Source organism: Streptomyces violascens, assembly GCF_014649955.1.
Classification (GTDB): Bacteria; Actinomycetota; Actinomycetes; order Streptomycetales; family Streptomycetaceae; genus Streptomyces; species Streptomyces violascens.
Window position 1 is genome coordinate 104,790 of sequence record NZ_BMUA01000001.1, and the last position, 20,864, is coordinate 125,653.

The 20,864-nt window shown below is 70.4% G+C and carries 10 protein-coding genes and 2 pseudogenes; 5 read left to right on the forward strand and 7 right to left on the reverse strand.

What is annotated here, in order from left to right; genetic code table 11:
• Positions 1-21 precede the first annotated feature (21 nt).
• Entirely contained in the window at positions 22-1,362 is a 1,341-nt protein-coding gene (locus IE206_RS00550; RefSeq protein ID WP_189959464.1) for an erythromycin esterase family protein, read from the reverse strand.
• A gap of 510 nt (positions 1,363-1,872) precedes the next feature.
• Here IE206_RS00550 and IE206_RS00555 point away from each other — a divergent pair.
• Positions 1,873-5,220, forward strand: coding sequence for an ATP-binding protein (locus tag IE206_RS00555; protein WP_189959466.1), 3,348 nt, complete (start codon positions 1,873-1,875; stop codon positions 5,218-5,220).
• A 191-nt stretch (positions 5,221-5,411) separates the two neighbouring features.
• Here the strand turns inward: IE206_RS00555 and IE206_RS43525 are convergent.
• Positions 5,412-5,528: pseudogene (locus IE206_RS43525) on the reverse strand (hypothetical protein); the annotation flags it as partial.
• A 529-nt stretch (positions 5,529-6,057) separates the two neighbouring features.
• On the opposite strand from IE206_RS43525, the gene IE206_RS00565 reads away from it, so the two are divergent.
• Positions 6,058-6,345 carry a hypothetical protein gene (locus IE206_RS00565; RefSeq protein ID WP_373300842.1) on the forward strand — a complete coding sequence of 96 codons (288 nt, stop codon included), beginning with the start codon at positions 6,058-6,060 and terminating at the stop codon, positions 6,343-6,345.
• 99 nt (positions 6,346-6,444) lie between these two features.
• On the opposite strand, the gene IE206_RS00570 is transcribed toward IE206_RS00565, so the two are convergent.
• Complete coding sequence (locus IE206_RS00570; RefSeq protein ID WP_189959468.1) at positions 6,445-9,363, reverse strand: glycoside hydrolase family 48 protein; 2,919 nt, start codon at positions 9,361-9,363, stop codon at positions 6,445-6,447.
• Positions 9,364-10,013: 650 nt separating this feature from the next.
• Between IE206_RS00570 and IE206_RS00575 the strand changes: the two genes are divergently transcribed.
• From IE206_RS00575 to IE206_RS00585, 3 genes and pseudogenes are all read left to right on the forward strand, one after another.
• Positions 10,014-11,714, forward strand: a complete 1,701-nt coding sequence (locus tag IE206_RS00575; RefSeq protein ID WP_189959470.1) for a glycoside hydrolase family 6 protein — start codon at positions 10,014-10,016, stop codon at positions 11,712-11,714.
• A 98-nt stretch (positions 11,715-11,812) separates the two neighbouring features.
• Positions 11,813-12,604, forward strand: a pseudogene (locus IE206_RS00580) (GH12 family glycosyl hydrolase domain-containing protein); the annotation flags it as partial.
• A 259-nt stretch (positions 12,605-12,863) separates the two neighbouring features.
• Positions 12,864-15,305, forward strand: a complete 2,442-nt coding sequence (locus IE206_RS00585) for a glycoside hydrolase family 9 protein (protein ID WP_189959473.1) — start codon at positions 12,864-12,866, stop codon at positions 15,303-15,305.
• Positions 15,306-15,419: 114 nt separating this feature from the next.
• On the opposite strand, the gene IE206_RS00590 is transcribed toward IE206_RS00585, so the two are convergent.
• Genes IE206_RS00590 through IE206_RS00605 form a run of 4 tightly spaced genes read right to left on the reverse strand, consistent with a single transcriptional unit; the run spans position 15,420 to position 20,822 of the window.
• On the reverse strand, positions 15,420-17,822 hold the full coding sequence (locus IE206_RS00590; protein WP_189959475.1) for a beta-xylosidase/alpha-l-arabinosidase: 2,403 nt from the start codon (positions 17,820-17,822) through the stop codon (positions 15,420-15,422).
• Positions 17,819-18,637, reverse strand: coding sequence for a carbohydrate ABC transporter permease (locus tag IE206_RS00595; protein WP_189959477.1), 819 nt, complete (start codon positions 18,635-18,637; stop codon positions 17,819-17,821). The genes IE206_RS00590 and IE206_RS00595 overlap by 4 nt, the downstream gene beginning before the upstream one ends.
• Positions 18,637-19,533, reverse strand: a complete 897-nt coding sequence (locus IE206_RS00600) for a carbohydrate ABC transporter permease (protein ID WP_189959479.1) — start codon at positions 19,531-19,533, stop codon at positions 18,637-18,639. The genes IE206_RS00595 and IE206_RS00600 overlap by 1 nt, the downstream gene beginning before the upstream one ends.
• The gene (locus IE206_RS00605; protein ID WP_189959481.1) at positions 19,530-20,822 is read right to left on the reverse strand and encodes an ABC transporter substrate-binding protein; all 1,293 of its coding nucleotides are present in this window, start codon (positions 20,820-20,822) and stop codon (positions 19,530-19,532) included. Before IE206_RS00605 ends, IE206_RS00600 begins: the two co-directional genes overlap by 4 nt.
• Between the last annotated feature and the right edge of the window lie 42 nt (positions 20,823-20,864).

Consider the following 20,864-nt stretch of genomic DNA (forward strand, 5'->3'; position numbering starts at 1 on the left):
TCCGGATGAGTTCGTCCGGCGCTACAGCTTCCGTGCCTCACGGACGGAGTGGAGGTGGACCAGTACGTCGAAGGAGCGGCCGACGGTGACCCGAGGGGTCGCCGGCCCCGGGTACAGCGTGCCGAAGCTGTACCCGGGGCGCCTGGCGTCCATCCAGCCGCGGGCCGCGGCGGGCAGCTCACGCAGGTCGGCGTAGTAGTCGCGGTGGCGGACCCGGTCGAGGGTGTACTCGTTGCTGCCGGGGCCCGCCGGGGCGACGGTGAACTTCTTCCACTCCCCGCCCAGCGCCTGGTCCTTGGACAGGAAGGAGCCCTGGTCGAAGGTGGTGCCGACGGCGAGGTAGTCCGCGCCCAGCGCGTCGCGGAGGAACGAGCCCTGGGTCTTCGGGTAGCTCTTCAGGTCGTCGGCCACGTACCCGGCGTGCGTGTTGTGGGCCGACATCAGGACCTTGCCGTCGGTGTGCCGCTGCCACCACACGGTTGTGTCGGCCATGACCTGGTCGCGATAGCGCTGGGCCGCGGCCAACGAGGTCTGGTCGCGGGGGTCGATCGTGAGGAAACGGTAGGTCTGGGCGATGTTGCGGGCGTTCTGCAGCGCGAATGCGAAGTCCCGCTTCCCTGAGTAGTTTTGACTGCCCATCAGGTCCAGGACCTGCTGCGCCCGGGCGGCCATCTGCTGCCGTTCGGCGACCGGCCGCTTCAGGTAGGCGAAGGCGTCGTCGAGCGGGCGCAGACCGGTCAGGAGCCCGGTCAGGCGCGGCAGGGACTCGGGGGCGTTGCGCCGTACGTAGTCGGTGACGGTGTCGAAGACCCGACCGTCGAGCTTGGGCGCGCCGACGTCGTCGCCGAGGAAGTGGACCGGGCGGTCGGGGTGTTTGCGGTTGTAGTCCCTCATCCACTGGACGAGCGTGACGAACTCCTCCCGGTCCCAGGGGGATTCGGCCATCACGTCATGGACCACCTGCCGTGCGTCACGTTTGTCGACGCCCTGAAGGTAGTCGTCGATCCGCAGGCCCGCCGACCAGCTCATCTCCAGTGCGAAGGTGGTGAAGCCCTTCTGTTCGACGAGGTAGCGGAACACCCGGTCCTTCATGGCGAAGAACTCGTGCGAGCCGTGTGTGGCCTCGCCGAAGCCCACCACCTTCGCGTCGCCGATCGCCGCCCCGAGACCGCGCAGGTCGGCCGTGCCGGTGCCCGGCTCCGCCGACAGCAACGGAAGGGCGAGCCGGTCCAGCGCACGGACGGGATCCTGCACGGCGGTCGACGAGTGCGCGACCGGCCTCGCGTACGCGGCTGTCACGGGGGTCAGCGTCACCGCCACAGCCGTCGCCGCCAAAGCGAGCCGCTTCCCTCTGCCCGTCATGTGTTACTCCTCAGCCCGTGTCAGTCAAGTACTGCTGAGAAGATCTTCATGTCCGGCACACCCCTCACGCGCTGCGGCGGGCCCCCCACTTCGACCTGGGGACACCCCCCGGTTCAGGCTTCCCACGATGGAACCTCCGATCCTGCCGTTCCACGTGCGCGGGGACGCGATCCCGGCGTTGTGCATAGTGCTGAGCTCGGTTCCTTCAACTGCTCACGCGCGCCCGGTCGTCAGCCCGAGCCCGCCTGCCGTGTTCGCGACCACCCCGCACGACACCTGGCGTGGCCCTCCTCAGGTCCGCGGGCCCGGACCCCGGATGCTGCCGACCGAGTGCCGAGTGGCCTTGAGGGTGAGCTCCCTCCGACCGACCGCGTGATTCCGGATCCGGCAGCGCACGCGTCGAGCCCATACCTTCCAGTTGGTATGAGACCCCGTGGCTGCCGCGTGGCAGGGTAGTCAGCCGCACCCTCGCGGTGCGGGTGGATTCCGGGGGCAGGAGGGGGCTGTTCAATGCTCACGTTCGGGGTGCTCGGCCCCTTGGAGGCGGCGGCGAACGGCACGCCCGTCGAGGTGCAGGGGCCGCAGCGCCGCCTGATGCTCGCACGGCTGCTGGTCGCCCAGGGCCAGGTCGTCTCCGTCGAGAGTCTCATCGACGGGCTCTGGGACGGAGTGCCGCCGCTGCGGGCCACGGGCGTCCTGCGCACCGTCGTGTTCGGGCTGCGCAAGGCCCTGGAGCCGGACCGGCCTCCGCGCACCCCGCCACGGCTGCTGATATCCGCACCCACCGGCTATGCCCTGCGCGTACCCGAAGAGGCAGTGGACGCCTGGCGGTTCGAGGCCGCGGTGCGCGGGACCCGAGCAGGCGGCACTCCCCCGGAGGTGGTGCTGCGGCAGCTCGACCGTGCGCTGGCGCTGTGGCGCGGCCCTGCCTACGCCGAGTTCGCCGCCGCGCGCTGGGCCGCTCGGGAGGCAGCGCGGCTCGAGGAGTTCCGCGCGCGGGCCGTGGAGCAGCGGTCCCAGGCCCTGATCACGCTCGGCCGGGCCGCCGAGCCGCTGCCCGACCTCGAAGCGCAGGTCCTCGAACACCCGCTGCGCGAGGAGAGCTGGCGGCTGCTGGCGCTCGCCCTCTATCAGGCCGGACGCCAGGGGGACGCGCTGGCGGCGCTGCGCCGTGTCAGGCGCGTACTCATGAACGACCTCGGGGTGGAGCCCGGTGCGGAACTGCGTCGCCTGGAGGCCGACGTCCTCTCACAGGCGCCGCGCCTGGAACCGGCCGTCTCGGCTCGTCCCTCCCTACGGCCCGCCTCCTCGGTCACGCCGCCCGGCGTGCGTCCGGCCTCCGCGGCCCCGGCCGCCCCGCCGTTCGTGGGGCGCGCGGGCGAGATGGCGCGCCTCGAAGAGACCGCGGCGGTGGCCGCCGCCGGGCGGCTGACCCTGGCACTGGTCACCGGCGAGCCGGGGGTGGGCAAGACGAGGCTGGTCGAGCAGTTCGGCGCCGTACTCGCGCGGCGGGGCTGGACCTGTGTGCGGGGGCGCTGCCCGGAGAGCGGCGGCGCGCCGGCCGCATGGCCGTGGACCGAGCTGCTGTCCGAGCTCGCGGACGCGGGTCACGAGCCGCACCCCGCAACGGCACGGGTGCTTGCCCCGCTCCTGAAGTCCGCGTCCGCGCACACTTCCCACGACGCGACGGGCGGCCGTTTCCGGATGCGCAACGCGGTCGTCGACCACCTCACCGCCACGGCCCGTACGGCCCCGCTGCTCATCGTCGTCGAGGACCTGCACCGGGCCGACGAGGAGACCCTCGACCTGCTGGCCCACCTCGTCGACGGGGCCGGCGCGGCGCCCGTCGTGGTCGTGGCCACGCTCCGCAGCCACGAGGAGTCACCCGGGCTGCGGGACGCGCTGGGCCAACTCGCCCGGCACTCCCCGGTGCGCATCGACCTTGCGGGCCTGTCCGGGGAAGCCGTCGCCGAGCTCCTGTTGTCCGGGGCGCCCGAACTGGACGAGGCGACGGTACGGGCGATCGCCGAGCGGACCGGAGGCAACGCGTTCTTCGTGTGCGAGACCGCGCGGCTGATCAGCGCGGCGGGCGCCGAGGACGCCCTCTCACAAGTGCCCGCCGGGGTGCACGCGGTGGTCCGGCAGCGCCTCGCCCGGCTGCCCGAGACCGCGCAGGCCCTGCTGCGGCAGGCCACCGTACTCGGCCGCGAAGTCGACCTGGACGTGCTGGCCGCCATGACCGACAGCGACCCCGAGACCGTGGCCACCGCCGTCGAGACTGCCCTGGACGCGGGGCTGCTCGTGGAGGACGGCCCGGACCAGGTGCGCTTCGTTCACATCCTGGTGCGCGACGCGCTCTACGAGGAGGTTCCGAAAGTGCGTCGGGCGCGCTGGCACGCCCGGGCCGGCACCGAGCTCCAGCGGCTGCGCCCGGCCGAAGTGAGCCTGCTGGCCTACCACTTCCTGGCGGCGGGTGACCGGGCGAGCGCCCCGCGCGCCGCACGGTTCGCGAGGGCGGCCGCGGAACAGGCGGCCTGGCGGTTCGCCCACCGCGAGGCGGCCCGGCTGTGGCAGGAGGCGGTCGCGGCCCACGACCGCTCGGGAGTCCACGACGAACGGACGCGCCTGGAGCTCGTCATGGGCACGATCAGGGCGCTCGCCCTGGCAGGTGACGTGGTCACCGCGCGCGAGCGGCGCAACGCGGCCATCGCCGACGCCGAGAAGCTCGGCGACCCCGAGTTCACCGCGGACCTGCTCTCCGCCTTCGACGTACCCACCATCTGGACCAACCGCCGTTACGCGGCCAAGGACGACCAGGTCGTGGCCGCGGCCGAAGGCGTCCTGCGCCTTCTGCCCCCGTACGCCGAGGAAGCGCGCTGCCGCGTGCTCACCACGCTGGCCCTGGAACTCGACGGCACCCAGGACGACCGGGGTCGGCAGGCCGCGCAGCAGGCCGAGGCCCTCGCGCGCGGCCTGGACCGGCCGGACCTGCTCGCGCAGGCGCTCAACGCCCGGCACGCGCACGCCTACCACCGCGCGGGGCTCGCTCCCGAACGCCTCGGCATCGGCCGCGAGCTGCTGGCCCTCGGTGTCCACCACGAGCTGGCGGCCGTGGAGGTGCTGGGCCACGTGATCCTCGCCCAGGCGCATGCCGCCCTCGCCGACCCGGAAACGGCCGATGAACACGCCGACGCGGTCGAGCGGTTGGCGGACCGGTACGACCTGCCGCTGCCGGGGACGCTGCTCGGCTGGTACCGGGCGATGCGGTTGTCGATCGCGGGCCGGTTCACCGACGCCGATACCGCCTACCGCCGGACCACCGAGCGCCTGGGCGAGTCCTGGATGTGGGGCATCGAACGCGATCTGCTGCACTTCGCCCTGTTCTGCCTCTACATCCAGAACGGCACCCTGCTCGACCTGGCCGGCGAGGCCGACGAGCAGTACCAGCGCTGGGGTTCCAACTACGCCCGCGGCAAGGCCCTGATGCTGCTGGCCGAGGGCGACGCCGCCGAGGCGCGGGCCGTCACCTCGGCCGCACGGGAGCTGCCCCGCGACTATTTGCTGGAGGCCCGCCTGGGGCTCGCCGCCATCCTGGCCGTGTCTCTCGACGATCGCGACATGGCCGCATCCGTCTACGAGGAACTCCTGCCCGCCGCGGACTGCCTGGCTGGCGCGGGCAGCGGCGTGGTAACCCTCGGCCCGGTGGCCCACTACCTCGGCGAGCTGGCCCGCTGCCTGGGCCGCCCGGAACAGGCAGCGGCGCACCACCGCCACGCGCTCGCCATCGCCGAACGCACGGGCGCCCCGCACTGGGCCGAGGCCGCCCGCACGGCTCTCAGCCGCGGCGGACACGGCTGAGAGTCGGCTGCTCCGGATCGGGCCCCAGCGGCGCAGACGATGTGGAACCAGGCATGGTCCCGCTCGCGCTCGGCCCGTTCCTCGTTGATCCGCGATCCGCCGGGTCCGCGCGTACGACGTCTTCGTGCGCGCGTGTAGAGGATGTTCAGCGGCACGCCGACGGTTGCTGTCAGGGCGGCGACCTTGTCCGGATCCGACAGACCCGGCACGAACACCCCGTCCGCCCCGGCCTGTTCGTACACCGCGAGGTGTTCCGCGGTCTTCTCCTCCTGGCGCACGGTTGGCACCGGTGGAGTCGCCCGGAGCACCCGGGTCGGCGGGACGTCGCCCCCGGGTGCGGCCTAGGCCACCGCCGCCATCGCCGCACACGCCTGCACCAGCAGCCCGATGCGGTTGGCGGCGGCCTCCAGTGCGGCTTCGTCCGCCGCTGAGACCGCCGGCCTGTTCGCCGACCGCATCCGGGCACTCTTCTGCCGGGCGCTCCTTGACGGACGTGCCTGGACGGCGGGCGAACTCGCCCGGCACGCGGGAGTGCGCCCCTCCACCGCCGGCGAGCAGCCTTCCCGTCTCATCGAGGGCGAGGTGCCGGCTGAGGAGCGCCAGGCCGGCACCGCTACGTCCGGCTGGCGGGCCCGGAGACGGCCGCCCTCGTCGAAGCCCTCACCTCGTACGCCGCCGACACGCCCCGTCCGCGGAATCTGCGCGAATCGGCGCGGCTGAGCGGCGAAGCCCGCGCCCGCACCTGCACTGCCATCTGGCAGGGCAGCCGCCACGTACGACCACCCGCACTTCGGCCGCTGGCCGGCGGTCACCACCCGGGCCCACGGCGCAGGCCGGGTGACCTGCGTCGGCACCGTCCCCGGACGCGGCCTGGCACGGGCGCTCACCGCGTGGCTCGCCTCCGCCCCTGTGAGCGGCTGGCGCGACCTGCCCGTCTCCGTCACCGCGACCACCGGAACGTCCCCGGACGGCTGCCGGGTCCACGTGGTCCACAACTGGAGCTGGCAGCCTGCCGAGACCCAGGCTCCGGTGGACCTGACCGACCTGCTGAACGGCACCTCGGTGCCCGCCGTCGGGCCCGTCTCCCTGGGCGCCTGGGACGTACGGGTCTTCGTCACTCGTTGAGGCAAGGAGAGGCCGGGCGGCCCTGCGCGGATGGACTCCACCCGGCCCAGTTGCTTCGTCGCCCTACGGGCGGGCGCCCACGCGCTGTGCTCGGCGGAGCTACTCGAGCAGCTCGGCGTACGAGCCCATGGCCATGGCGATGTCCGCCTGCGCCCAGAACCGGTGGTACGTGAAGGAGGGCGCTGCCCCGCCCGCCAGATACGCCTCGATCTTCGACCAGGCCGGGTCGTTCTTGTAGAAGGACCGCAGCGAGGCAAAGGTGGACGAGGAGTTGATCGCGTCGCCGTTCGGCATTTTGCCGCTCCAGCCGCTCGGCACGTACACCGTGTCGCCGAAGCGGCGGTAGTCGGCGCGGGTTTCGGGGACCGCGATGCCCAGGCCGTCCTGGTAGTTGTTCCACATACCGTCAAGCAGCGCCTTCGCCGTCGTCTTCGCCGCCGTGTCACCGGACTTGGCGGCGTAGTACGTCAGGGTCTTGGCGTATGCGGCCGCCACGCCGACGTCGTTGGTGTAGTCGGCGACGGTGACGTGAAGTCCGCTGTTGGCACCGGGACTTGAGGCGTTCCAGGTGTCGGGCTGACCCGACCACTGGAGTGTGGAGGGGATCCGGTAGGTGCCGTCCGGGTTGATCGTGGTCTTGGACAGTGCCCACGTGACCCACTTGTCGAGGACCGCCTTGGCGTTGGCGTTCCCGGTCTGCTGGTAGTACTCGGCGACGCGCTCCATCGACCATGCCTGGAAGCCGAACCACTGGTTGGACGGCGGGTCGTGGTAGACGGGCTGCTCGTCGTAGTACATGCCGTAGAACGTCGACTTCCCGGTCGGCGGTGCCGCGTAACGGCCCGCCCAGCTGTTCGTCGCACCGCCCGCGACGGCGCCCTCGTCCGACTGCAGCCAGCGGTAGAACTCCAGCTGCCGGGTCAGTGATGTGCCCCAATCGGCAGCCCCTGTGGCCGACTTGGGCTTCAGGTCTGCGTTGGAGCTGAGCGCGTAGGCGGCCAGCGGGTTCTGGTATCCGCCGTGCGCGTGGCTGGAGCCGATGCGCCAGGCCCAGCCGCCGCTGGTGTCGGTGGAGCCGCCCCATGCGTAGTACCAGGACAGCAAGTACTGCGAGGAATCCTTCCCGATCCCGGCAGGGCAGGTGAACGGCCCGACGCAGTTGCCGACTTTCTTAAAGTACTTGTCGTACATCGCGTAGCGCAGGTAGTCACCCATCTTCGCGGCCTTGCCGACGGTCGCGGTGACGTCGCCGCCCTTGCCCTGAGCCTTGGCCCACACGTCCGCCCAGTACGCGGCCTGCACCGCGCGCGCGTCGGCGTCCGGGGCGTCGGTGTACTTCCACTGCTTGGCGTAGGAATTGTCACCGGTGAACAGGTCAAGGTATCCGTTCGTACCGCCGTACTTGAAGGCGTCGCAGGTCGGCTGGGGCACCGTCTCCCACACCGACTCCTGCGGGCCGCGCTGGAAGGTGTTGATGAACGACGGCCCGCTCTGGGTCGGTCCGCCCTCGCAGGTGCCGCCCGGTGTGTCACCGTAGCCGTAGACGTTGTCGACGTCCTGGAGCCAGTGCATGCCGTAGACGTCGTCCGTGCCGTACGCGGACTTCAGCTCGCCCGCGATCGGATCCGACCCCACCGGCACCGACGTGTCCAGTTTCGCCGGGTACTCGTTCGGCGTGTCCTCCTCGGGCGCGTACGTCGCCGGCTTCGAGGCGTTGTAGAAGGAGTTGGTGGGCTGGTCCGCGTGCGTGGGGATCATGTACTTCTCCATGAGGGCCCACGCGCCGTTGAACTTCGACCAGTCACCGGTGACCTTGCCGTACATCGCCTGCAGCCAGATGAGGTAGCTGTAGGCCTCCGACGTGGTCTCGTGGCCCTGGTCCGGGGCCTCGACGATCAGCGTCTCGACCGAGTGGTAGGGGATGCCTTGGGGTGAGAAGTAGCCGTTCGCCGGGCTGGTGATCTTCCCGTACAGGTCCAGGAAGCGGGCGTCGTACGTCTTCGACGCGGGCAGCTCCGTCACGGTGGCCGTCGCCTTGCTGTGGCCGGCGGCCGAGGCGGTGAACGTCGCGCTGCCCGTGCCGGAGGAGTCCGCCGCGATGGTCACCGACTGCGCGGTGCTCCAGTTCGACGGGGTGAAGGCCAGCGACGAGCCGTTGGAAACGGACAGGCCCGGGTTGCCGTCTGTGCGAGCGACGCCCACTGTCACGTTCGCGCTCGGCTGCTTCGACAGCTTCACCGAGAACGTGCCCGACTTTCCTTGCTGTACGGCGAGTTGAGGGGGCGAGGCCACGACCGCGGGTCCCGAGGCGACCATGATGCCGACCGGGGTCGATTCCGCTGAGGCATCCAGGCTGTCGTACGCCTTCGCCAGCAGGGAATGACTCCCCGCGGCCAAGTTGGAGGCCGAGAACGTGAAGGGCGGACTGGTGTCCGTGCCCAGCAGGGTCGTGTCGTCGTAGAACTCCACCTTGCTGACGGTCGCGTTGTCGGCGGCCGCCGCGGTGGCCGCGAGCGGAACCGCGTCCCCCTGCGTGTAGATCGCGCCCGCACTCGGACTGGTGAGCACGGTGACGGGCGGCTGGTGCGCACCGGCACAGGTGGTGCCGTTGACCGCGAAGCTGCTGGGCGCGGTGTTGGCGCCGCTGTAGGTGAACTGCGCGCCGGTGGAGACGGCGGCGCCGGCGGCGATCTTCGCGTTGTACCCGGCGTCCTTCACCGTCACTGTCTGCCCGGACTGGGACCAGGTGCCGTTCCATCCGTTCGCGAGTTTCTGGTTACCGCCGTAGGCATACGTCAGGGTCCAGCTGTCGATGGTGTCGGTGCCGCGGTTGGTGATCGTGAGGTCGGCGGTGAAGCCGGAGCCCCAGTCGTTCGTCTTGTAGTCGACGCTGCACCGGACGGCCACCGCATGCGCGGTGGTGGTGCCGACGGCGAGCATCGTCAGGGGTAAGGCGAGCGCGGCGAGGGCGGCGGTCCACACCCGCCGTACGGATCTGCGCCTGTGTCCGGGATCCATGTACTGGTTCCTCCTTGCGGCTTGCGCTTTGCAGCTAGGGAGAATTCAGGTCTTGAACCCAGTGGGAGCGCTCCCATAGTGGAGATGGCCCCGCGTGCGGTCAAGGTGTGTGAAGAGTCGAAAGCGTTCGCGCGTTCATTTGAGAGAAAGTCAGGTCGCGCCTCTGGGCATTTACGCCAACGGGCGTTACGTTCCTTCGCACCAGTGGGAGCGGTTCCATTCAGTCGACGCGCCGGTTACGGCGCGGCAAGCTGCAAGGAGTCGCTCATGCGACACCCCCCGTGTTCACATCTCTTAGCCACCCAGTGCGCTCGTACTCGTGGGCGGTCCGGCCTGCCCGTGGTGACGGCCGCGAAAGTCACCCCGCCCGGCATGGTGGAGTACTCGGTCACCGGCCGGTGGGGCACCGGCTCGCGGAGCTCCGTGAAGACCAACAGGGCGAACAGGGACGTCGATACGCGAGGCTGCCGCGAAGACCGTCCTCATGAGCGACGGGCCCGCGCACTCCGGCGACCTCAGCCAGGAACTGACGCGCAGGGGCCCTGATCGCCGGCCACGCAGGCACACCCACCCCGTACGTCAGCCGCCTCGCGGCCACTTGCGCGCTGTCCACCCGTAGATCCCACGGAAACAGAAGGAAACCCACCCTCATGAGTCGCACCAGAACATCACTGCTCGCTGCCCTGACGTTGGTTGCCGGGGCCTCCGCGACCGCGCTCTCCGTCCCATCGGCCGACGCCGCGGCCACAGCCACCCCCTGCACCGTCGACTACAAGGTGCAGAACCAGTGGAGCACCGGCTTCACCGCCGCCGTGACCGTCACCAACAACGCGGCGGCAAAGTCGGGTTGGTCGGTGAAGTGGTCGTATGCCGGCAACCAGCAGGTCACGAGCGGGTGGAGCGCGAACGTCAGCCAGAGCAGCACCGGCGTCACCGCCGCCAACGAGAGCTACAACGGTGTCCTGGCAACCGGCGGTTCGGTGAGCTTCGGCTTCAACGCCTCCTACAGCGGCGCCAATGCCATCCCCAGCACGTTCACGCTCGACGGCGTCACCTGCAACGTCGACGACGGCGGCAGCGGTGGCGGCAACAGCGGCAGCCGGGTCGACAATCCGTACGCCGGTGCCAAGATGTATGTGAACCCGGCGTGGTCGGCGAAGGCGGCCGCCGAACCGGGCGGCAGCCGCATCGCCGACCAGCCCACCGCAGTCTGGCTCGACCGCATAGCCACCATCAACGGCGTGAGCGGCGGCATGGGTCTGCGCGCCCACCTGAACGAAGCCCTGAAGCAGAAGGGCTCCGGCGACCTGGTCGTTCAGCTGGTCATCTACGACCTGCCCGGACGCGACTGTGCTGCCCTCGCCTCCAACGGCGAACTCGGCCCGAATGACATCGACAAGTACAAGTCCCAGTACATCGACCCCATCGCCTCGATCCTCTCCGACCCGGCCTACGCGGGCCTCAGGATCGCCACCGTGATCGAACCCGACTCGCTCCCCAACCTGGTCACCAACGCCGGCGGCACCAACACCACCACCGACGCCTGCGTGACCATGAAGAGCAACGGCAACTACGAGAAGGGCGTCAGCTACGCCCTGAGCAAGCTCGGCGCCATCCCGAATGTCTACAACTACATCGACGCCGGCCACCACGGCTGGCTCGGCTGGGACACCAATCTGGGCCCGGCCGCCCAGGAGTTCGCCAAGGTCGCCACCACCAACGGCGCGAGCGTGAACGACGTGGCCGGCTTCATCGTCAACACCGCGAACTACGGACCTGTCAAGGAGCCGTACTTCAAGATCACCGACAGTGTGAACGGGCAGACGGTGCGCCAGGCCAAGTGGCTGGACTGGAACCAGTACGCGGACGAGCAGTCCTACGCCCAGGGGTTGCGCGACAAGGTCATCGCGGCCGGCTTCAGCTCCGGCACCGGGATGCTGATCGACACGTCCCGCGACGGGTGGGGCGGCTCGGCGCGGCCCAGCGCGCCGGGCCCGCAGACCTCCGTCGACAACTACGTCAACGGCGGCCGCATCGACCGGCGCATCCACGTCGGCAACTGGTGCAACCAGAGCGGCGCCGGAATCGGCGAACGGCCCACCGCCGCGCCGGCCGCCGGGATCGACGCCTACGTGTGGGTGAAACCCCCGGGAGAGTCGGACGGAGCCAGCTCGGACATCCCCAACGACGAGGGCAAGGGCTTCGACCGGATGTGCGACCCCACCTACGGCGGCAACGCCCGTAACAACAACAACCCCTCCGGCGCCCTGCCGAACGCGCCGCTGGGCGGGCACTGGTTCTCGGCCCAGTTCCAGCAGTTGATGCAGAACGCCTATCCGCCGCTGCCGTAACCGGCCGGCCCGCTCCGCCGGGGCCGGTCCCTACCCAGGAGCCGGCCCCGGCGCTCCCACGCTCCTGCCCTCGCCCCACACCTTCGGAGAGGATCCACATGCGACCGTCACCACACCGTGCCCGTGGCACGCGGGGCCTGTTGGGCGCGTTGCTCACCGCGCTCATCTCGCTGGCCGCACTGCTGACCACCGCCTCGGTGGCACAGGCCGACACCACTCTCTGCGAACAGTTCGGCTCGACGACGGTCCAGGGCCGCTACGTCGCTCAGAACAACCGCTGGGGCACCAGTCAGGCCCAGTGCATCACCACTACCGCCTCGGGATTCAGGATCACCCGGGCCGACGGGTCGGTCCCCACGGCCGGCGCCCCGAAGTCCTACCCGTCCCTCTACAACGGCTGCCATTACACCAACTGCTCGCCCGGCACCCACCTGCCCGCCCGGCTCAGCACCATCGCCGGCTCGCCCACCAGCGTCTCCTACAGCTATGTGAACAACGCGGTGTACGACGCCGCGTACGACATCTGGCTCGATCCCACGCCCCGTACCGACGGAGTCAACCGGACCGAGATCATGATCTGGTTCAACAAAGTCGGCCCCGTCCAGCCCGTGGGCTCGCAGGTCGGCACAGCGACCGTGGCTGGCCGCCCGTGGCAGGTGTGGTCCGGCAACAACGGCTCCAATGACGTGCTGACCTTCGTCGCACCGTCAGCGATCGCCGGCTGGAGCTTCGATGTCATGGACTTCGCCCGGCAGGCCGTCTCCCGAGGGCTGGCGCAGAACAGCTGGTACCTGACCAGCATTCAGGCGGGCTTCGAGCCCTGGCAGAACGGCGCCGGCCTCGCCGTGACCTCGTTCTCCTCCACGGTCAACACCAGCAGCGCCGACCCCAGGGCCTGAACGGCACCCCCTGCAGCACCTCCTGCCCCCCCACGAGCTCACCCAGCCCCGCCCACCCGTGACGGAGGACAGCAGTTGACCCGCATCCGCTTCACCGATGGGGGTCAACTGCCTCTTCGGGTCGCGGTCTTGACGTGAACTTCGCACGGCTGGCTTGATGGATTGGGAGCGCTCCCATCTCTCATTTCGCCCAAGCCTCCCCCACCCCAGGAAGGCCTCATCAGTGCCCCTTGCCACCTCCGCCCGCGGCATGTTGCGTCATGCGGTCACCGCGCTCGCCGCCCTCGCCCTGGCCACCGGCGGCCTGACCGCCGCCGCGCTTCCTGCGCACTCCGCCGCCGCAGCCACCGAGGCAGCCGCCGACGTCCAAGTCCGGGTCAACCAGCTCGGCTACCTGCCCGACGGCCCCAAGCGGGCCACCGTGGTCAGTTCCGCGACCGGGCCGCTTCCCTGGCAGCTGCGCGACTCCTCCGGCACGGTGGTCGCCTCGGGCACCACCACCCTGCACGGCGCCGACGAGGCATCCGGCCAGTCCACGCACTTGGTGGACTTCGGCGCGTACACCGCTTCCGGCGCCGGCTTCACCTTGGTCGTCGACGGTCGGGCCAGCCACCCGTTCGACATCTCCGCATCGCTGTACGACGGGCTGCGCGCCGACAGCATGTCGTTCTTCTACCAGCAGCGCAGCGGTATCCCGATCGAAGCCGGCCTCGCGGGCAGCGCCTACACCCGCCCCGCGGGGCACCTGGGCGTGGCCCCGAACAAGGGGGACACCAGCGTCCCCTGCCAGGCCGACGTGTGCGACTACCACCTTGACGTGCGCGGCGGCTGGTACGACGCGGGCGACCAGGGCAAGTACGTGGTCAACGGTGGCATATCCGTCTGGGAGCTCGTCAATTCCTTCGAACGGGCCCGGCGTGCGGGCGGTGACGCGGCGCTCGGCGACTCGACGCTACGCGTGCCGGAGCGCGGCAACGGGATACCGGACGTGCTGGACGAGGCCCGCTGGGAGCTGGAGTTCCTGCTGCGGATGCAGGTCCCGGCAGGCAGACCGATGGCCGGAATGGCCTTCCACAAGGTGCACGACGCCGAGTGGACCGCGTTGCCGACCCGCCCCGAACTCGATGACAAACAACGCGAGTTGCACAGCCCGTCCACCGCGGCCACGCTCAACCTGGCGGCCACAGCCGCGCAGTGCGCCCGGGTGTACGCACCGTACGACGCGGCCTTCTCCGCACGCTGCCTCGACGCCGCCCGACGCGCCTGGGCGGCCGCCAAGGCCAACCCGAACGTGCTCGCCCCGGCGACCGACAACACCGGCGGCGGCGCATACGAGGACGCCGACGTCTCGGACGAGTTCTACTGGGCCGCGGCCGAACTCCTCGCCACCACCGGCGAGTCGCAGTACCGGGACGCGGTGACAGCCTCCCCGCACCACACCGAACCGGCCGGCGGATTCTGGTGGGGCGGCACCGCGACGCTCGGCCGGATCACCCTCGTCACCGTCCCCGGCGTCGACCTGCCGGCCGACGACCTCACCCGGGTGCGCGGCCTACTGACCTCGGCCGCAGACGGCTACCTCGCCACCATGGCCGGCCAGGGCTACGCCGTACCGATCCCCGCGACCGGCTACACCTGGGGCTCCAACGGCTCCGTCGCCAACAACGCGATGATTCTGGCCGTCGCCTACGAGCTGACCGGTCGGCAGAAATACCGCGCGGGAGCGCTGGAATCGATGGACTACCTCCTCGGCCACAATGCCCTCGACCTCTCCTACGTCACCGGTTACGGCGAGCACTCCTCCGAGAACCAGCACCACCGCTTCTGGGCGCACCAGAACGACGCCTCGCTGCCGCATCCGCCGGCCGGCTCCTTCGCGGGCGGCCCGAACGCGGGTCTGGAGGATCCGGTGGCCAAGGCCAAGCTCCCGGGCTGCGCGCCGGCGGCGTGCTACGTGGACGACATCGGCTCGTACTCAACCAACGAGGTGGCGATCAACTGGAACGCCTCGCTGGCATGGCTTGCGGCCTTCGCGGCGGAGCGGCACGGAACCCCGGCGGTGCCCGAGGTGCGGGTGACACCGGCGGCGGTGGCCGTCCCGGAGGGCGGCTCGGCGGCGGTCGGGGTACGGCTCTCGGCCGCGCCGGCGCAGAGCGTCACCGTGACCGTGGCCCGGAGCTCCGGCGACCAGGATCTGGCCGCGACGACGGGTACGACCTTGGTGTTCACACCGGCCGACTGGGCGACCCCGCAGCAGGTTTCGGTGTCCGCCGCGCAGGACGCCGACACCGTCTCGGGCAGCGCGACGTTCACTGTCGCCGGGCCGGGGGTGCGGTCGGCGACGTTCGCGGCAACCGAGGTTGACGACGACGCGGCGGCAGCCTGCGCGGTGACGTACCGGGTCGACAATTCCTGGGGCAACGGGTTCACCGCGACGGTGACCGTGAAGAACACCGGGGCGTCGGCGGTCTCGGGCTGGACGCTGGGGTGGAGCTTCGCGGGCGACCAGCGGATCAGCAGTGCCTGGAATGCCACGGTGAGTCAGTCGGGCTCCGCGGTGACGGCCCACGACGCCGGTTGGAACGCCGCTCTGGCGCCCGGCGGCAGCACGCGTGTCGGGTTCCAGGCGACGTACTCGGGAACCAACGCGGCACCCACGCGATACACCCTGAACGGCGTGCTCTGCTCCTGAGCGACGGAAAACCACACCGGGTGCGCCTCACCCGGGCACCAACGCTGGGGACGCCGACACCTTACCGGGCGGGGCTGTTGCCTCAGAGCAACGGCCCTGCCCGGCCCATCGCCCTCAACTCATCGGCGTCACACCGGGTTCGGCCGTAGGCAGAACCTGCACGGTGACGGTCGGGTGGAGGCGGCGGGTGTGGTCGAGCGAGCGGACCGGGCCGCTCAGGCGCAGCGGTACGGCGAAGCGGGCATTGGTGCTGGAGGCGGCGATCCGTAGTTCCAGCGTGCCCGGTTCCACGATCCGACGGCCGCTGCGGCCGGTGAAGGAGGCCAGGTCGGCGGGGACTGCCAGTTCCACGCGGCACCCGGCGCCCGCCGCCAGCTCGATCCGCCGGTATCCGATCAGCCGCTGCACCGGCTGCACCACGCTCGCGACCGGATCGTGCAGGTACAGCTGTACGACCTCGCTGCCCACCCGTCCGCCGACGTTGCGCAGTTCGAAGGCCAGCCGGAACTCGCCGTCGGTGCCGGTCTCGCCGATCTCCATCGCCAAACCCGACCAGATGAACTCGCTGTAGCCGAGCCCGTGTCCGAATCCGTAGGCGGGTGTCGGGTCGACGCTGGAGACACCGCTCGCCTGGGCAAGCCGCGCGGCCAGGTACGTCGTCGGCTGGACACCGGGATGCGCGGGGATACTGACCGGCAGCCGCCCGGACGGGTTGACCCGTCCGCTCAGCACGCCCGCCACAGCCTGTGTGCCAGCCTCACCGGGGAAGAAGCACTGGACGATCGCCGCAGCCTCGCGCACCGCGCGTCCCAGCGCGTACGGACGCCCGGCCAACAAGGTGACCACGAGCGGAGTGCCGCAGTCCAGCAACGCTTCAAGCAACTCTCCCTGAACACCAGGAAGTTCGAGAGATTCAGCATCGCAGCCTTCGCCGCTGGTGCCTCGGCCGAACAAGCCCGCCCGGTCACCGAGGGCCAGCACCACTACATCGGCCTGCCGAGCGGCACGGACCGCTTCCGGGATTCCCCCGGTGTCCTCGCCGTCGACGGCCACCCCGCACACCGTCCGCACCTCGCTCCCGGCGAACTCGGCCCGCAACGCCTCGCTCAGCGTGGGGAGTTCGATGCCGAGCGGCACCTGGGGGTGCTGGCCGCCCACGTGCACCGGGAAGGCGTAGCAGCCCAGGACTGCGGTCGGTTCGTCGGCGTTGGGGCCGATCAACGCGATCCGGGCGGGGGCGCGCAACGGCAGCAGGCCGTCGTTGCGCAGCAGTACCACGGCCTGTTCGGCGAGTTCGGCGGCGAGGGCTCGGTTGGCGGACGGGTCGAGGTCGACCGTGCCGCGCAACGCCGCCGGTTCGCTCGGGTCGGTGTCGGTGAGGGCGTCGGGCACGGGGTCCCAGTCCGGGTCCAGCAAGCCGAGTTGGGCCTTCTGGACGAGCACCCGGCGCAGCGCCCGGTCGATCAGGCCCTCCGGGACGAGGCCGGCGGCGACGGCGTCGAGCAGGGGCTGCCCGTAGGCCTTCACGGTCGGCAGTTCGGTGTCGACGCCGCTGGTCAGAGCCAGGGCGGCGGCCTCCTTCCAGTCCTCGGCGACGCCGTGCAGGGTTTTGAGGAAGGCGATGCCGAAGTAGTCGGCGACCACCGTTCCGGTGAAACCCCAGGTGTCCCGGAGCAGCCCGGTGAGCAGGGCCTCATCGGCGGCGCTGGGGATGCCGTCCGTATCGGTGTAGGCGTGCATGACCGAGCGGGGGCGGCCTTCGCGGACGGCCATCTCGAACGGCGGCAGGACGACGTCGGCGCGTTCGCGCGGCCCCATGGAGACGGGAGCCAGGTTGCGTCCGGCGCGGGAGGCGGAGTACCCGGCGAAATGCTTGAGGGTGGCGACGATCCCGGCCGCCTCCAGGCCCTGGACGTAGGCCGTTGCGATGGTGGCGACCAGATACGGGTCCTCGCCGATGGTCTCCTCGACCCGCCCCCAGCGGGCGTCGCGCACCACGTCGAGGACCGGCGCCAGTCCCTGGTGCACACCGACGGCCCGCATGTCGCGGCCGATCGCGGCGGCCATCCGCCGCACCAGTGCCGGGTTGAAGGCGGCGCCCCAGGACAGGGGCACGGGGTAGGCGGTGGCGCCCCAGGCGGCGAAGCCGGCCAGGCACTCCTCGTGAGCCAGGGCGGGGATGCCGAAGCGGTTGGTTGCGACGATCCGGCGCTGGGTGCGCACCAGCGAGAGGGCGCCGAGCGCCGGATCGACCGGTGCGGTACCGAAGGGGCGGGTCAACTGGCCGAGCCCGTACGGCAGCAGGGTGTCCAGGTCGGGCGGATCCTCCATCTCGTGCTGGTGCGGGGCGACTTCACCCCCCTCGTCGCTGGCACCGACCCAGACGCCGATCAGCTGGGCTGCCTTCTCCCGCAGGGTCATGACCGCGATCAGGGCGTCGGCTCGGGCCTGCGGCGTGAGCGTGGTGTCCCGCCAGGCGGGAACGCCGTCCGGGGCGGGGGGCGGGATGGCGCTCATTTTCCTCCCACGCCCATCAGGCCCTGGACGAGGGCGCGGCGGGCGAACAGGTAGACGACAAGGATGGGGAGCATGGACAGCACCACGGCGCTGAGCAGTCCGGGTACGTCGGCGCCGTGTTCGGTCTGGAACTCGTACAGGCCGAGGGTGATGACCTTGGTGGAGTCGGACTGGGTGAGGATGAGCGGGAACAGGAAGCCGTTCCACGCCTGGAGGGCGGCGAAGACCACGATGGAGGACAAGCCCCCCTTGGACAGCGGCAGCACCAGTTGCCGGAAGACCCGGCCCGGGGAGGCGCCGTCCATCGCCATCGCCTCGTACAGCTCGGGGCTGATGTCGCGCATGGCACCGGTGAGGACCAGGGTGCAGACCGGGAGGCAGAAGGCGGCGGTCGGCAGGATGACACCGATCAGGTGGTCGTAGAGCCCGGCCTTACTGATCAGGTAGAACATCGGGACGATCACCGCCTGCGCGGGGATCGCCAGGCCGAGGAGGAACAGCCGGAACACCCAGCCGGTGGCGCGGCCCCGGGCTCGTACGATGGCGTACGCGAGCGGCGGGACGACCAGCAGCACGATCGCGACCACGCTGGCGGTGACGGTCAGGGTGTTGAGGAAGTCCCGGCCGAAGCCGTTGGACAGGTCGGTGAGATAGTTCCGCAGGGTCCACTGGGCCGGCAGACCGAGCGGGCCCTCGGTGGAGTAGTCGGCGCGGGTGCGGAGGGTGGCCAGCAGCAGTACGTACAGCGGTAGGCCGACAAGCAGCAGCCAGATCAACGAGCCGAAGCCTGCAAGGTAGTTGGGGCGTCCGCGCATCACAGGCCCTCCGCCGTGCCGCGCATCCGGTCGTAGCCGGAGAACTTGACTACGGCCAGCGAGACGAGGGTGGCGACGACCACCAGGACCAGGGCGATGGCAGACGCGGCCCCGAAGTCGTAGCTCTTGAAGCCCTTTTGGTACATGTAGAAGGCGCTGACGGTGGTGTCGGTGCCGGGGCCGCCCTGGGTGAGGATCAGCACCGTGTCGAAGGTGGTGAGTCCGCCGACCACCATCAGCACCATCGAGGTGATGACAGTGTTGCGCAGTTGCGGCAGGGTGATGTGGATGAACTGCCGGACGGTGCCCGCCCCGTCGACCGCGGCAGCTTGGTAGAGCACCTGGGGGATGGCTCGGGCACCGCCCTGGTAGATCAGTGCGTGCAGCGGGGTGAACTGCCACACCCCCACGAAGGTGAGCACCGCGAGCGCGCCGCTGCGGCTGCCCAGCAGGTTGCCGTCACCGAACAGCCATGTCAGTTGGGCGGGCACACCGAAGTTGGGGTCCAGGACGGCTCGCCACACCACGGACACGGCGGTCGCCGAAAGGAGCAGCGGTACGAAGTAGACCGCCGAGAGCACGGCCCGGTTGCGCTGGTGTCCGGCGGCCCACACCCCGAGCAGAAGGCTGACCGGTGTCTGGGTGAGCACGCCGAGGGCGGTGAGCAGCAGCGTGGTCCAGACCGACTGGCTCATCACCGGGTCGTGGATCAGCGCGACCCAGTTGTCCAGACCGTTGAAGTGCGGCTCGGTGATGCCGTCCCAGTTGGCGAAGGAGAGCACGGCGACCAGGACCAGCGGCGCCATCGCGAACAGCAGGAAGAACACCGCTGCGGGCGCCGCCCAGGCGAAGCCCGGACGGGCCACGCCCGCGGCGGACTTCGGGGCACGCGTCATGAGGTGGGCAAGGCCTGCATGGCCTTGATGAAGGCGTCGGCATCGATCTTGCCGTCGACGTACTGCTGGATGGCGGTGCGCATCGGGGTGGACGCGCTCTGCGGGTAGGCCTGGTCCCAGGAAAGCTGGAACGAGGGGGCGGCCTTGACCAGTTCGTACTGGTACTTGGAGTACGCGGGGCTGGCCGCGGTGTCGAGGAAGTCGACGGTGTGGACGGTGGTGGGCAGGTTGCCCACGGCGAGCTGAGCCTTGACGAACTCCTCGGAGTACATCAGCTTCAGGAAGGCGGCAGCGGCCTCGGGGTGCTTGGTCTTCTTCAGCACCGAGTAGAAGTTGTTGGTGTTGCCGACCACGTCGGCCGGGTCGCCCTTGCCACCGTTCAGCGTGGGGAAGCCGGTGTACCCGAGGCCCGACTCGGCGAAGTCCGGGTTGGCGTCCTGCTGGGTGGAGTAGTACCAGGAGCCCATGAGTTCGAAGGCGGCCCGGCCCTTGGCCACCAGGGCCGGGGAGCCGCCGTCGGTGAACTTGACGGAGTCGAAGCTCCTGCCGAACGCTCCGGAGTCGGCCAGGTCTTTGACGGCGGCCAGCGCCTTGCGGCTGTCCTCGCTCGCCCAGGCCTCCCGGTCGCCGCCCACTGCCCGTTGCAACAGTCCGGGCCCGCCGATCCGGTCGTAGAGGTACTCGAACCACATCAGGGTGGGCCACTGGTCGCCGCCGCCGAGCGCGATCGGAGTGATGCCCTTGGCCTTGAGTGCCCTGGTGGCAGCGACCAGCTCGTCCCACGTGCGCGGCGGAGTCAGGCCGGCGTCCGCCAGCACCTTCTTGTTGTGGAACAGCAGCACCGGCTGGGTACCGCGCATCGGCACCCCGTACGGTTTGCCGTCCACGACGGCCGAGTTGAACACGGACGGCAGGAAGTTGCTCTTCAATCCCGGGTCCTTGGCGATGAAGCCGTCCAACGGAAGCAGCAGACCGGCCTTCACGAAGGGCTTGATGGAGCCGCCGCCCCAGTTGAAGAAGACGTCCGGGGCATGCGGGGTGTTGATGACGGTCTGCAGCTTCTGCTGGTAGTCCGCGCCGGGGACGGTGTCGAGCACCACCTTGACCTTGGAGGTCTTGTTGAAGGTCTCGGCGATCTGCTTCTCGACCTTGTTGGTGGCGTCGCCGTAGACCATCACGTGGATCGTCCCGGATCCCGCGTCGGAGGAGGCGCCACCCGATCCGCACGCCGCGGTCATGCCCAGGACGAGTGCGCTGGCCGCGGCGATCGCGGCGAATCTCGATCCCATACCCTGCCCATCATTCGAATGTTTCGGACTACGTGGCGAATG

Excerpts from the sequence above, each read along its gene's own strand:
- IE206_RS00575 (WP_189959470.1), top strand. The coding sequence starts at position 10,014 with ATGAGTCGCACCAGAACATCACTGCTCGCTGCCCTGACGTTGGTTGCC.
- IE206_RS00585 (WP_189959473.1), top strand. The coding sequence starts at position 12,864 with ATGTTGCGTCATGCGGTCACCGCGCTCGCCGCCCTCGCCCTGGCCACC.
- IE206_RS00555 (WP_189959466.1), top strand. The coding sequence starts at position 1,873 with ATGCTCACGTTCGGGGTGCTCGGCCCCTTGGAGGCGGCGGCGAACGGC.
- IE206_RS00595 (WP_189959477.1), bottom strand. The coding sequence starts at position 18,637 with ATGCGCGGACGCCCCAACTACCTTGCAGGCTTCGGCTCGTTGATCTGG.
- IE206_RS00590 (WP_189959475.1), bottom strand. The coding sequence starts at position 17,822 with ATGAGCGCCATCCCGCCCCCCGCCCCGGACGGCGTTCCCGCCTGGCGG.
- IE206_RS00570 (WP_189959468.1), bottom strand. The coding sequence starts at position 9,363 with ATGGATCCCGGACACAGGCGCAGATCCGTACGGCGGGTGTGGACCGCC.
- IE206_RS00550 (WP_189959464.1), bottom strand. The coding sequence starts at position 1,362 with ATGACGGGCAGAGGGAAGCGGCTCGCTTTGGCGGCGACGGCTGTGGCG.
- IE206_RS00600 (WP_189959479.1), bottom strand. The coding sequence starts at position 19,533 with ATGACGCGTGCCCCGAAGTCCGCCGCGGGCGTGGCCCGTCCGGGCTTC.
- IE206_RS00605 (WP_189959481.1), bottom strand. The coding sequence starts at position 20,822 with ATGGGATCGAGATTCGCCGCGATCGCCGCGGCCAGCGCACTCGTCCTG.